Genomic DNA, 13,236 nt, shown 5'->3' on the forward strand with positions numbered 1-13,236 from the left:
TCAAATCGATAAATGATGAAGACAAATCTTAAAAAAATAGTGGTTGCCGTAATGGCTGTTGCAATTTTAACAAGTTGTGAAGCTGTTAAAAACTCAAATAACACACAAAGAGGAGCAGTAATTGGTACTGCAGCTGGAGCTGTGATAGGAGGAATTATAGGAAATAATGTCAAAAACAAGAACTCTGCACTTGGTGCTGTCATCGGTGGTGTCGTTGGAGGTGTTGCTGGTGGTGTAATCGGTAAGCAAATGGATAAACAAGCTCAGAAAATTGAGTCAGAAATACCAGGAGCCGAAGTAACAAGAGTAGGAGAAGGTATAGATGTAGTATTTGATGAAAATAGTGGAGTATATTTTGCTACAAATAAATCTACTCTTAATTCGAAGTCTAAAACTAATCTTAATAAATTAGCTGGTATTTTTAAAGAATATCCAGATACTAATATTATTGTAGAAGGACATACAGATAGTACAGGTGATGATAATTATAATATGTCATTATCTCAAAAAAGAGCAAATGCTGTTACAAACTATTTAATATCTCAGGGAATAAGCAAGAGTCGTTTAACGACTTATGCTCACGGAGAGACACTTCCAAAATATGATAATGCGACTCCGGCAGGAAGAGCTAAAAATAGAAGAGTTGAGCTTGGTATTGTTGCTAATGATAAGATGAAGCAAGATGCACAAAAGCAAGTAAAGCAATAAATTTTTGTAATAAAACATTTAAAATCCCTACTATACAGTCGGGATTTTTTTATGCTTAATTTTTAATGTATCTTCAATACTTGGACACGTATTCACACATAATAATCATTGGCGGAGGGCTTGCCGGACTAACCAATGCTATTCACTTAGCTAAGGCAGGTATTCCTGTTACACTTGTCGAAATGAACACGTATCCAAAACACAAAGTATGTGGCGAATATATATCTAATGAAGTACTACCATATTTTGAATTTTTAGATATAGATATCAATGCTTTACAGCCTACCAGAATTTCAAAATTTATTATAAGTACACAAAAAGGAAAATCTATACAAAGTACATTGCCTTTAGGAGGTTTTGGAGTTAGTAGATATGCTCTTGACTATTACCTATGGAAAAAAGCAGCGGCAGCAGGAGTACAGCTAATACAAGATCAGGTAACCGATGTACATTATCATAATAATCGTTTCCAAATTAAAACAGCAGGCGATCGTATCCTAACCAGCGATTATGTTATTGGTGCATATGGAAAACGGACTCAACTTGATAAAACTTTAAAACGAGATTTTAGTTATAGAAAATCTCCCTGGTTGGCTGTTAAGGCTCACTACAAGGCAGATTTTGATTCAAATACAGTCTCGTTACATAATTTTGAAGGAGGATACTGTGGTCTTTCTATGGTAGAAAACAACATCGTAAATGCGTGTTATTTGGCTACTTATGACAGTTTTAAAAAATATAAAGATCTAGATACCTTTCAAAAGGAGGTTCTGTGTAATAACCCACATTTATGTACATTTTTTAAGAAGGCCGAATCATTATTTGATATTCCTATTACGATAAGTCAGATAAATTTTGATAAGAAAAACCCTGTTGAAGATCACGTTTTTATGACCGGAGATGCTGCTGGTTTAATTCACCCCCTTTGTGGTAATGGTATGGCAATGGCAATACAAAGTGCTCAGATACTTAGCGAGCTACTAATACATAATTATAATCAGGGTTTAATAACTCCCCGAAAAATAATAGAAATAGAATACACCAAACAATGGAATAAAGCATTCTCTAAAAGATTGTATACCGGTAGAGCATTACAAAAAGTCTTATTAAATGGTAGATTACAACAGCTTTCTTACACAATAGCTAATACTATACCGGCTATTGTACCCAGAATTATAAAACAAACCCATGGAGAGCCTTTGATATGTTAGCAAATTTACAATATAGAAGTAATGAGGTAGAACTCATGGATAATCCAGAGATTGAAGAAAAGGCTTTGCAAATAGCATTATCCGATATTTCTAGGGTAAACAAATGGTTGGGAGGCAATGCAATTACTAGTAAGGCTGTACACACTTTGGTCAAAAATCTTAATCCTTCACAAGAGATTACAATTCTTGATTTAGGTTGTGGTGATGGTGAGATGTTAAGGGCAATTGCAGATTCGTTTAGAAAAGAAAAAAGGAATATAAAATTTATAGGTATTGATCTGAATAATAAATGTTTAGATTACGCTACTAAAACAAGTACTTCATATCCTGAAATATCCTTTTTTAACAAAAACATTTTAGAAATAGAAGCTTCAGAATTTTCTTGTGACATCATTATTTGTACGTTAACATTACATCATCTTAGAGACGAGGAGATTAAAAAAATTATTAAAAAAGCTGTTAACCTGGCAAAAACTGCAGTGGTAATTAACGATCTTCATCGTAGTGCATTGGCATATTATCTTTTTAAAATATTTAGCTTCTTTTTTATTAAAGGGTATGTGGCAAAAAATGACGGATTGGTTTCTATAAAAAGAGGATTCAAAAAACAAGAGTTGTTATATTTTGCCAAAGCACTTCATCTACAAGATTACAAAGTGGATTGGAAATGGGCCTTCCGGTATCGGTGGATTATAAAAACTGCAAGTAAATAAAATTAAAAAAGTAAGAAAAATTGAGTGTAAAAATAACTGCTGTAACCAAACAACTCCCACAATACATGCGGGAGACAAAAGAAATATTACCCTTTGTTTCTGAATGGTTATCGGGCCAGAATGAACGTTTCAGACGTAAGGTGATTAAGATTTTTGAAAATGCAGCAGTAGATCGACGTTATGGGATCATGAGTATCGAAGAAGTATTTTTGGCAACTTCTTTTGAGGAGAAAAACGATATCTATATCAGAGAAATAAAGAAATTAGGGACTTCTGTTTTAAAAAAAGCCTTAGAAAAAGTCGATTGGGATCCTAAATCTCTTGATTACATCATTACTGTAAGTTGTACGGGCATTATGATTCCTTCTATTGATGCATTTATTATTAATGATCTTAATCTCAAACAAGATATTGTGAGGTTACCAGTTACAGAAATGGGATGTGCAGCAGGTGTTTCTGGGATTATTTATGCAAGAAACTTTCTGCAAGCTAATCCGGGAAAGAGAGCTGCGGTAATTGCCATAGAATCACCTACAGCAACATTTCAGTTAGATGATTATAGCATGACTAATATGGTAAGTGCTGCTATTTTTGGTGATGGAGCGGCGTGTACATTATTATCATCTGAAGAAGATGCTATAGGTCCAAAAATTATAGGAGACGAAATGTATCATTTTTATGATGCAACAACAATGATGGGTTTTAAACTAACTAACGGAGGCTTACAAATGATATTAGACCCTAAAGTGCCGGAAACCATTGCCGCCCATTTCCCTAATGTTATCCATCCTTTCCTTGCAAAATATAACAAAACTATTGAAGAAGTAGATCATCTTATTTTTCATCCTGGTGGAAAAAAGATAGTACAGACCGTAGAAGAGCTTTTTGGACATTTAGGAAAGAATATAGAGGATACAAAAGCTGTTCTGATGGAATACGGTAATATGAGTAGCGCCACTGTGTTGTATGTGTTAGAACGATTCATAGAACAAAACCCGGCGCCAGGAGAAACAGGACTTATGCTTAGTTTTGGGCCAGGATTTTCTGCACAAAGAATATTGCTGGAATGGTAAAAAAGACTATTTTTCATTTCCGAGAAGTCGAAACTTTTTTAAATGAAACGCGTGAATAAAGATTTTATAGATAAAAATGAATGGGCACTCATCTTGGGTGGCAGTAGTGGTTTGGGCTTAGCCTCTGCCAAAAAACTAGCTTTACATGGCATGAATATTATCATTGTGCATCGCAATCGTAAAAGTGAAATAAATCATATTGAAGCTGATTTTGAAACAATAAGAGAAACAGGAGTTGGTTTTCTTTCATTTAATATAGATCTTTTGAAACCAGAAAAACGAATAGGGGTTATTGCCGAAATAAAAGATGCCATAGATGAAGGGCGCATAAAAACAATTGTACATAGCGTTGCAAAAGGAAATCTAAAGCCTATGATTGATGCCGAACATGTATTAAAGAATGATGATTTTCATTTAACTATTGATGCTATGGCAATTAGCCTTTATGATTGGGTTACATCGATTTTTAAAGCAACATTGTTTGCAGAGGATACAAGAATTATTTCTTTTACCAGTGAAGGAAATACCAAATCCTGGAAAAATTATGCAGCTGTTTCTGCTGCCAAAGTAGCCCTCGAAGCCATTACCAGAAGTATAGCACTAGAATTTGCACCTTACGGTATTAAAGCCAATTGTCTGCAACCTGGAGCAGTAGATACTCAATCATTACGAATGATACCTGGTCATGAACAGATTGTGAAGCATAGTATAAAGCGTAACCCGTTTAATCGAATTACAACACCAGAAGATGTAGCGAATGTAGTGTATCTGCTATGTAAAGAAGAAGCCTCCTGGATTAATGGTTGTGTGATACCTGTAAATGGAGGTGAACATTTAAACTAATTATAGAAATAGATATGAAAAACATGTTAATTCTGTGTCTCCCAATTATGCTTTACATTCTGTCTTGTAAAGAAGATAGTAATAATACAGGAGATGTAGTTACCGATGCAGATGATAATAAAGCAGAGATTATCAGTGTCGAAGTAACAGGAGAAGAGGGTAAGTACTCTTTTAATGTTGGTATTAAGAGTCCGGACAAAGGCTGTAATCAATATGCAGATTGGTGGGAAGTTATTTCTGAAGATGGAGAATTGTTTTATAGAAGAATTTTAGGTCATAGCCATGTGAGTGAGCAACCTTTTGTACGATCAGGCGGGCCAGTTCCTATTAAAAAAGATCAAATAGTGTATGTGCGTGCACATATGAACACAAGTAAATATGGTGATAAAGTATTTAAAGGTAGTGTAGCTGTAGGGTTTACAGAAAGTACTTTGGAGAGCGAATTTGCAGATAATTTAGGAACAAAACAACCGCTTCCGGATGGATGCGCATTTTAAAACTCATTTAATTTTGGATATAGAAGATATTATACAAGAACTACCCTACAGCAAACCCTTTTTGTTTGTAGATGAAATTCTGGAGATTGATGATCATCATATAAAAGGGAGTTATACATTTCTAAAGGATGAATATTTTTATGAGGGACATTTTAAAGACAATCCCATTACTCCTGGAGTAATACTTACCGAATGTATGGCTCAAATCGGGATGGCGTGTTTTGGGATTTATCTTTTGAAAGGAGAATGGAGTAAAACCAATTTTGGAGTAGCAATGACCAGTAGTGATGTTAATTTTTACCACCCTGTTTATCCTGAAGAGAAAGTGACTGTAATTGCTACTAAAGAATATTTTAGATTTAATAAGTTAAAATGTAAGGTTGTCATGTATAATTCTGAGGACGTGTTGGTTGCTAAAGGAATTGTAGCAGGGGTAGCTTTTAAAAAATAAAAGATGAGTAGTATAGGATATTCGTTAGTAAAATTAGTACTTAGACTGAAAGGAGAAAAGAAATCCTGGTCTCAAGATCCTATTGAATACCATAAAAAAAGAAAACAAGATATACACACCCCTAATACAAAGCTTTTATTAGGTAGTACCTTTGAAACTAAAGAGGTATACAATAGTAAAGTAACCAGTATTGTCCCTAAAAATACCAATACAGATTTTTTGTTATTGTATTGTCACGGAGGAGCCTTTGTTTATGGTCCTACCCGAGAAAACTGGTTAGCAATCACTAAGATCGCAAAACAAGCACGTTCTCATGCCTGGATGGTAGATTACCCAAAAGCACCAGAAAACACTATTAAAACAATAACAGAAAGCATATATCAAGTGTATCTCGAAGCGATAAAAACATACGATCCATCCAAAATCATTCTAATCGGTGATTCTGTAGGCGGGAATTTGATAATGACTCTTACGCAACGATTGCTAAAAGAAGAATCTAAATTACCAAATAGGTTAATAGCGATTACACCAATGATGGACGCCAGCTTAACAAACCCAAAAATTAAGGAAATTGATTTGATAGATCCTATTCTTAGTGTGAAAGGAGTGAAATCTGCAAAGAAGATGTGTGCAGGTCAATTATCGTTAAAAGATCAGATGATTTCCCCAGTATACGGTGATTTTAACGATTTCCCACCAATGCACCTATTTACTGCTACAAATGACATCTGTACGCCTGATCAAGAGGTGCTAATAGATAAAATAAAAGAGGCACAAGGTAAAATAGAAGTTATTAAAGGAAAAGGAATGCCACATATATGGCCAATACTACCTATACTATCTGAAGCTAAAATTGCTATAAAGGAAATAGTATCGATTATTAACTCAGCTATGAATGATAAATAGAAGGCGTGTAGTTATAACAGGTTTAGGTGTAGTCGCTCCAAATGGAACGAACGTTTCAATGTTTAAAAAACATGTTCGTGATGGAGTAAGTGGTATACAATATATAGAAGAATTAAATCATCTTAATTTCTCTTGTCAACTAGCTGGTTTACCATTATATAAAGAAGATTATTTAAATAATTACTTTAACTCTATTCAATTGCGTGGATTGAATGCTTCTGGTATGGAATATGGAGTTATTGCAGGTATGGATGCTTGGAAAGATTCCAAGTTGCCTATCAATGATTCTGAAACACCACTTTGGGATGCTGGTGTTATTTTTGGAACCGGAATATTAGGTGTCGATAAATTTAGAGAAGCAATTTATAAAGTAGACGAAGGCAAAGTAAGACGGTTGGGTAGTACCACAGTTACGCAAACTATGGCCAGTGGTATTAGTGCTTTTTTAGGCGGTATATTAGGATGCGGAAATGTGGTTACTACTAATTCTTCGGCTTGCAGTACAGGTACCGAAGCTATTTTGATGGCTTATGACCGGATAAGTGATGGTAAAGCAGAAATCATTCTGGCGGGTAGTACAAATGATAGTGGTCCCTATGTGTGGGGAGGCTTTGATGCTATGCGTATTCTCCCATATAAGTATAATGATAATCCTACTAGTGCTTCGCGACCTATGAGTGCCACAGCTAGTGGTTTTGTACCTGGGAGTGGAGCAGGGGCTTTGGTTATCGAAAGCCTGGATAGTGCCCAAAAAAGAGGAGCTACAATCTATGCAGAGATTTTGGGCGGACATGTAAATAGCGGTGGGCAACGTAAAGGGGGAAGTATGACAGCTCCTAATAGTGAAGCGGTACAGCATTGTATTCGTAAAGCGGTAGCGGATGCAGGAATAGATCCGGGAAAAATCGATGCAATCAATGGTCATCTAACCGCTACAACGATGGATAGTGTCGAAATACAAAATTGGTGCATCGCCTTAGAACGAAAAGGACAGGATTTTCCGTATATCAATTCACTTAAGAGTATGGTAGGGCATTGCCTGGCAGCTTCTGGTAGTATAGAAAGCGTAGCTACTGTATTGCAATTAAAAGAGGACTTCATCTTTGGAAATACAAATTGTGAAGATTTACATCCCGAAATAGAAAATTGGGTATCCAGGGATCGAATCCCTACCAAAACATTGGATTATGCTCCCAATATTATCGCAAAAGCTAGTTTTGGATTTGGAGATGTAAATGCTTGCGTTATCTTTAAAAAATACACATAAAAGAATAGTATCAAAAATAAATATTGAATCAACTCTAATTAAATTATGACAAAAGAAGAATTACTTTCTAAATTAAAAACAATCATAACGCCGTATGTGCAAAATGAAGAAGGGCTTAATACCCTTACCGAAAACACTGATTTTATAAAAGATCTGGAAATTAATTCTGCAAATCTGGTAGATGTAGTACTTGATGTTGAAGATGAATTCGATATTGAGATTGATAATGAATCGATGGAGAAGATGTTAACTATTAAAGCTTCAATAGCCGTTATAGAAGATAAATTAGCGTCCAAATGATTGGTAATGATATTGTAGATCTTCAATTGGCCAAAGCCCAGAGTAACTGGCAGAGAAGAGGGTGGCTTCAAAAAATATTTACCATACAGGAACAACAGTATATTTTTGCTTCAGAAAAAATAGAATTGCAGCTCTGGCAGTTTTGGAGTATGAAAGAGGCGGCATATAAAGCTCACCAGAGGCGATTTAATCTTTCTCGCAGGTATAACCCCAAAAATTTTGAATGCACACCAAATAGAGAGGTCTATGTTGGTAATTACAGTTATAAAACACATACAGAGACGCAAAAGGAATATGTGTATAGCATTGCAGTGGTATCTGATGTAGATTATCACTCTTCAGTATATGATAAAGCAATGAATACACGTTCTAAGTTAAAAGAAACAATTTCTGAAAAACTAAATATAGATTCGTCTCTCATTTATTTTACTAAAAATAGTAGAGGAATTCCCTTAGTACATATTGATCAAAAAACAATACAATTACCGCTGTCACTAACACATCACGGAAAATACTCGGCATTTGTCGTTTCAATTTAACAATTTGTCGTTAATTGAATTAGATTTCAACAGTAATAGGATCTAAAAAGCAATTAAGCTTTGTTTCTTATTCTTTTATACACAACTTACTGATAAAATTTACCCCTATCGCACCATTTATCCCGTTCTTTTTTATCAAAAAAGAGGGTTAATTGCGGGAATCCTAATATTGGATCGGTGTCTTCATCAATAATTTTGACAGCAGCCATACTTACATCTTTTTCATTCCTGAAATGCAGTTCTACATCATGAGGGTAATCTGTATTCGATTTTGGGTTTCCAAATGTACATTTACTTTTATAAATAAACTTCCAGTTTAAAAAAACCGATGTTATTTCCTCTCCAAGATAGGACTGCCAGTGAGGGGATGCATCATATATCTTTCTAAAGTATTTCTTTTCTCTTTCCCAATACCTGATTCTCTTAATATATACCCCTTGTAAAAACCCAAGTTTTAATTCATCTGCGGTATAGATATGAAATACCTCACCATCGGTACACTGTATAAAAATTCCTTCCTGTATCGCATGATACGTTGTATTGATACTAAACACACCTTTGTACCACACTTTCTCAATAGTGGTATGTTTCAAAGCCAAAAAAGCAATTTCGAGATCTGTTTTAACCTTACTCATCAGGTTCCATTATAAATCTGATATCTGCCAAAGCTTCAGAATATACAATTGGTGGTACATCTTTAAAAGGTATTAATCTTTTATCTGTTGCCGATGTAGGGTTGTCATAAACATAACTCCCGGTTTGCACAGCATCTTTAACTACAAAATAAAATGCTCCTGAATCCATATTCTCTTGATAACTTTCTCTAACCGGAAGATTATTGGTATCTATAAAAGCATCGATGTTATCTGCAGAAAATGTTTTCTTATACGAAGTTACACCACCACCGTCTGTCACAGATCCTCTTTTCCAGCCTTTTTTCATCGCTCGGTATCTAAAAATACTTACTTGTTGGTGTTTTTCAGTGAATATTTTGGATAGGGTTGTTTCTTTATGCTCTTCTGTGAGTTTTTCAATAGTTCTTTCTAATTGTTTAAAAGTTGATGTAATATTTTTAGTACTAAAATACGCTAACCAACTTTTGGTAAGATCTACACCTAAAGGTAAAGGATGCGCTAGCATTATTTTATCGGTATCTTTTAGTAAAATGGTGTTAGAACATACATCTACAAAAGAACCATCTTCGAGAACAATGAAGCTTTCTTGGGTATCATTCTTAACCCACACAGCACTTTGAGAAAAGGCAAAAGCAACGGGATTCTCCATAAAAAACGCTTTCCAGTCGGCTGCGGGCCAATGTCGTTGTGTAACCAAATGCATCTCCATCGACTGTGCAAATTGTTTTGCTACATCATTAAGTATTTTTGTGTTTTCTTTTATAACTTTCTTAAAATCAGCAGAAGCTTTAGGTACTGTTCGTATAATTTTTCCTGTATCATTTCTAAATTTAAATTGAAGATTTACATCAATGAGCATAGTGTACGTTGCTCTGCCTTCATGTATCTGTAGTTCACGACCAGGAAAATCAAAATCAGGAATCATACGCTCTTGCAATTCAAGGAAGGTTAGATCCAAATGATCAGCAATAGTTATAAGAGCTTCCTCTGCCGTTGCAGCAACGCTATATCTATCACGGTATTTTTTCATGATTTTATCTAGTACCAGTGCTGCATCATATGAACTCATAAGGCCAAGTAATTGGCAAGCCGCATCGCTTCGCTTTTTTAATCCTTCTTCTTCCAAAGCCTTAAGTATATCGGCTCCTCCAAAAAGTCCTATTGCAGCAAAAGCTGGTTTGTTTTTGGCAACCAACCCTTTGTTTTTTTGCACTTTATGCCATACTACAGTAGCAAACTCCTGGGATTTCTTTTTATCTACAAGTAAATACAATGGTGAGGCTTCAATATCTGGTTCTACAGTATTGCTGCATTTTTGTTTATAAAAGATATAGTCGATCTCTTTTTTTGTAAACTTAGAACCATCAGCCCAATAAAGAGCAGGAAGTTTATTTGCCCAGCTAAATACTGGTTTTTTGAGTTTGCCTAAAGCTTCAATTTCTTTAATTCTATTCTTCATTTCTAGAATAGTAACAGTACTGGAATTTTGCTCTTTATAAACAAGTTCTATAACAATCTCCCGTATGGTATCATTTTTCTCGGTTTTGAGTAATTCTGAAAAAACGGTACGTAATGCAATATTTTCTTGTTTATCTTCTAAAAATAGTAAAGCCTTAACCGCTATTAGTCTATCTGCATCTTTTTTAGATTTTAGCAATTGTAAAGCTTCATTTATGATTATAGTATCCTGATATAGTCGAGATAGCTCAAGACAAGCCATTTTTGAGATACTTTCATTTTTAGCCTTTACTAATTCCCAAACCTTTTGGTGATACTTAGTATAGTCTATTTTATCAATTATCTTAAAAAGATATCTAAAATGTTCTTCAGAACGTGAACTATCCGGATTTATGTTTAGGGCTTCTCCAACAATATCTACAGCTTCCTGACCAAAATGTTGTATTGCTATTCTCGTGATGTTAAGGTCAATCACTTTTACGCTTTTAACATACTCAAAAACAGTATCCTTAAGCTCTAATACGAATAGTTCTAATGCCCAATCAATAAATTCTGGTGTGCAATCAAAATACCGACGACCTAATGACCATGAAAATTTAAAACTTGCATCATTTTTCTTTTCTGCAGAGATGATTTTTAGGGTTTCCTGTACCTTTATAAATGTTTCTGCCTGATATTTTTCTTTGGCATGGTAGATCAATATTCGATAGCACTCCATAATGCATTCATGACAATCTGTTTGCTGTAATAAATCATGAATATAACCTTCATATGATTCGAAATCAAAATCACATAATGTTTCCAGTAAATAGAAAGGGATATGACGTTGCGCACCACCAGAACCTTTATATTCCCCAATGAATAGAAGTTTAGAGAGGTGAATATCTAGTAATTCCCTGTTATTTTTTAGCATGAAAGTAATAAACGGAGTTCGTATACGATAGGTAATTACCTGATCAAAAACAGAATTAGCATCCTCTTCTAATCTCGCCAAAAGGTATCTACCAACAGAGTTTGGGGTTTCATTAGAGAGACTAAACGAGGTTTCTGAAGACATTTCTGATAAAAAAGCAGAAAAGCATGTTTGCTCATTAATCCCTACAGTTGCTAAACGTTCTAGTATTATACTAAACAAATCCTGATCCGGTTCTTCTTTCTCTAACTGAGGAATGAACCATTTAGAGAAAAAATCTTCATGGTAGCCTCTATATGAAGGGCCATCAATAAAACGGTTTTGTTTCTCAAAATAAAAGGCGTCCTGGCAAATGAAACAAAGGATTCTATAATCAATAAAATTCCAATCGGTAATAGGAGCAAGAAGGGTAATAATAGGTTCATGATCATTATAATTGATTCTCTTTGCTTCTGGTAATTCATCAGATTCACCTAGTATAAATTTTTGTAATACCTCTACATTAGCCTGTTCACTTTCATAAACATCATCCTTTATCTCATCAAAAACTTCGGTTATTTTATCTAATCTTTCTGAAACTAGTTCGGATTTATTAGCTGGGACTTCTGGGATATTGATTATTTTTTCTTCTTTCTCTTCTTTGGATAAAAATTCTCTAATCCCTGAAATATCTATAAAAAAACTACTCCCAATAATATCCTTTGGAATATTCTTAATATTATCTATCTCTATTTCAAAATCTTCTAATTCGGTAAGATTGACAAATTCCTTTGGGATTGCAGTTATTTTTTTACAGTAATCCAATTCTAATGTTTCTAAAGCGTCTAACTCACAAATGCTGAGCGGAAAATGATCAAAGTGGTTTACATTAAGTTTTAATTCTGTAAGATTTTTAAGCTTTCCGATTTCTGCAGGCAAAGCGGTTAAACAATTTCCTGACAGGTCGAGTGATTCTAAAGCTGTTAAATCTCCGATTTCTTTCGAAATTATTGGTGCTTGAGGAAGCGGAGCTCCATAGGTTTCTGTTCTGTTACTCTTAAAAACTAACAATTTTAGTTGCGATAATTTACCGATCGATACGGGTAATCCTTCAATATTAGGAAGGCTATCTAACTTTAATATAGTTAATTTAGACAGTTGATCTATTTTAGATATACTAGAATAATTAGCACTTCTTATAGATAGTTCCTCTAAATTTTTGAGTTCCATAATAGTATCAGGAATCTTGACTTTTTGAAAATAATCACCTTCTATGTCAAGTATCCTCAAATTTGTTAAGTTTCCTATTTCTTTAGGAATATTATCTTCAAATCCACTTATTCGTAATTCTTCTAATCCTGTACATTTACAAATTAGCGGAAGCAATCTGGGATCCTTTTTTTTAAACACATTTTCGGTTAAATCCAGAGTTTTACTTTTTTCGTGTAATGCCTGTTGGACTTTAAACAAAGTATCGGGTTCTACACCAGGAATATGAAGTGTAAGTTCGGTATATCCTCCTTTTATTTTTGATTGTACAGCTTTTTCAGCTTCTTTTTTGCATTTTTCTTCAGACTCAAAATCTTTCTTATTTGTGCGTAGTGTATTTCCAATACCACCATAAGCTACTTTATAAGATGTACCACTGGTTTCTATTTTCCAGATTTTGGTATCATTAACCAATTGTTTTTTCATGAATGCGCAATATTTAAAACTCTATCTAAGAGCTTCAAATATATAATT

Annotated in this window: 13 protein-coding genes; 11 read left to right on the forward strand and 2 right to left on the reverse strand. The window is 34.3% G+C overall.

The window, feature by feature from the left end:
• Positions 1–15 precede the first annotated feature (15 nt).
• The 11 genes from DK441_RS24690 to DK441_RS24740 all read left to right on the forward strand — a co-directional run bounded on the left by DK441_RS24690 (position 16) and on the right by DK441_RS24740 (position 8,508).
• Positions 16–708 (forward strand): OmpA family protein, encoded by a 693-nt coding sequence (locus DK441_RS24690; RefSeq protein WP_109853214.1) that lies wholly within the window; start codon positions 16–18, stop codon positions 706–708.
• Positions 709–788: 80 nt separating this feature from the next.
• A complete protein-coding gene (locus DK441_RS24695) occupies positions 789–1,919 on the forward strand; it encodes an NAD(P)/FAD-dependent oxidoreductase (RefSeq protein ID WP_109853626.1) in 1,131 nt (376 codons plus the stop codon).
• A complete protein-coding gene (locus DK441_RS24700; RefSeq protein ID WP_109853215.1) occupies positions 1,913–2,632 on the forward strand; it encodes a methyltransferase domain-containing protein in 720 nt (239 codons plus the stop codon). Before DK441_RS24695 ends, DK441_RS24700 begins: the two co-directional genes overlap by 7 nt.
• A 20-nt stretch (positions 2,633–2,652) precedes the next feature.
• The gene (locus DK441_RS24705) at positions 2,653–3,705 is read left to right on the forward strand and encodes a type III polyketide synthase (RefSeq protein WP_109853216.1); all 1,053 of its coding nucleotides are present in this window, start codon (positions 2,653–2,655) and stop codon (positions 3,703–3,705) included.
• A 51-nt stretch (positions 3,706–3,756) separates the two neighbouring features.
• Complete coding sequence (locus tag DK441_RS24710) at positions 3,757–4,548, forward strand: SDR family oxidoreductase (protein ID WP_200822902.1); 792 nt, start codon at positions 3,757–3,759, stop codon at positions 4,546–4,548.
• A gap of 14 nt (positions 4,549–4,562) precedes the next feature.
• Positions 4,563–5,045, forward strand: coding sequence for a hypothetical protein (locus tag DK441_RS24715; RefSeq protein ID WP_160112268.1), 483 nt, complete (start codon positions 4,563–4,565; stop codon positions 5,043–5,045).
• 13 nt (positions 5,046–5,058) lie between these two features.
• Positions 5,059–5,496: a 3-hydroxyacyl-ACP dehydratase FabZ family protein gene (locus tag DK441_RS24720; protein ID WP_109853627.1), complete on the forward strand. Its 438-nt coding sequence runs from the start codon at positions 5,059–5,061 to the stop codon at positions 5,494–5,496.
• A gap of 3 nt (positions 5,497–5,499) precedes the next feature.
• Positions 5,500–6,402, forward strand: coding sequence for an alpha/beta hydrolase (locus DK441_RS24725; protein WP_109853219.1), 903 nt, complete (start codon positions 5,500–5,502; stop codon positions 6,400–6,402).
• Positions 6,392–7,669 (forward strand): beta-ketoacyl synthase, encoded by a 1,278-nt coding sequence (locus tag DK441_RS24730; RefSeq protein WP_109853220.1) that lies wholly within the window; start codon positions 6,392–6,394, stop codon positions 7,667–7,669. The genes DK441_RS24725 and DK441_RS24730 overlap by 11 nt, the downstream gene beginning before the upstream one ends.
• A gap of 45 nt (positions 7,670–7,714) precedes the next feature.
• A complete protein-coding gene (locus DK441_RS24735; protein WP_024770212.1) occupies positions 7,715–7,969 on the forward strand; it encodes an acyl carrier protein in 255 nt (84 codons plus the stop codon).
• Entirely contained in the window at positions 7,966–8,508 is a 543-nt protein-coding gene (locus tag DK441_RS24740; RefSeq protein WP_109853221.1) for a 4'-phosphopantetheinyl transferase superfamily protein, read from the forward strand. Before DK441_RS24735 ends, DK441_RS24740 begins: the two co-directional genes overlap by 4 nt.
• Positions 8,509–8,594: 86 nt before the next feature.
• Here the strand turns inward: DK441_RS24740 and DK441_RS24745 are convergent, their stop codons facing one another.
• Positions 8,595–9,143, reverse strand: a complete 549-nt coding sequence (locus DK441_RS24745; protein WP_109853222.1) for a hypothetical protein — start codon at positions 9,141–9,143, stop codon at positions 8,595–8,597.
• On the reverse strand, positions 9,136–13,188 hold the full coding sequence (locus DK441_RS24750) for a DUF4132 domain-containing protein (RefSeq protein ID WP_109853223.1): 4,053 nt from the start codon (positions 13,186–13,188) through the stop codon (positions 9,136–9,138). Before DK441_RS24750 ends, DK441_RS24745 begins: the two co-directional genes overlap by 8 nt.
• Between the last annotated feature and the right edge of the window lie 48 nt (positions 13,189–13,236).

It is taken from the genome of Aquimarina sp. AU58 (genome assembly GCF_900312745.1).
GTDB classification, from domain to species: Bacteria; Bacteroidota; Bacteroidia; order Flavobacteriales; family Flavobacteriaceae; genus Aquimarina; species Aquimarina spinulae.

Coding starts and splice junctions, on each gene's coding strand:
- DK441_RS24690 (WP_109853214.1), top strand. CDS start 16: ATGAAGACAAATCTTAAAAAAATAGTGGTTGCCGTAATGGCTGTTGCA.
- DK441_RS24700 (WP_109853215.1), top strand. CDS start 1,913: ATGTTAGCAAATTTACAATATAGAAGTAATGAGGTAGAACTCATGGAT.
- DK441_RS24715 (WP_160112268.1), top strand. CDS start 4,563: ATGAAAAACATGTTAATTCTGTGTCTCCCAATTATGCTTTACATTCTG.
- DK441_RS24725 (WP_109853219.1), top strand. CDS start 5,500: ATGAGTAGTATAGGATATTCGTTAGTAAAATTAGTACTTAGACTGAAA.
- DK441_RS24730 (WP_109853220.1), top strand. CDS start 6,392: ATGATAAATAGAAGGCGTGTAGTTATAACAGGTTTAGGTGTAGTCGCT.
- DK441_RS24735 (WP_024770212.1), top strand. CDS start 7,715: ATGACAAAAGAAGAATTACTTTCTAAATTAAAAACAATCATAACGCCG.
- DK441_RS24740 (WP_109853221.1), top strand. CDS start 7,966: ATGATTGGTAATGATATTGTAGATCTTCAATTGGCCAAAGCCCAGAGT.
- DK441_RS24745 (WP_109853222.1), bottom strand. CDS start 9,143: ATGAGTAAGGTTAAAACAGATCTCGAAATTGCTTTTTTGGCTTTGAAA.
- DK441_RS24750 (WP_109853223.1), bottom strand. CDS start 13,188: ATGAAAAAACAATTGGTTAATGATACCAAAATCTGGAAAATAGAAACC.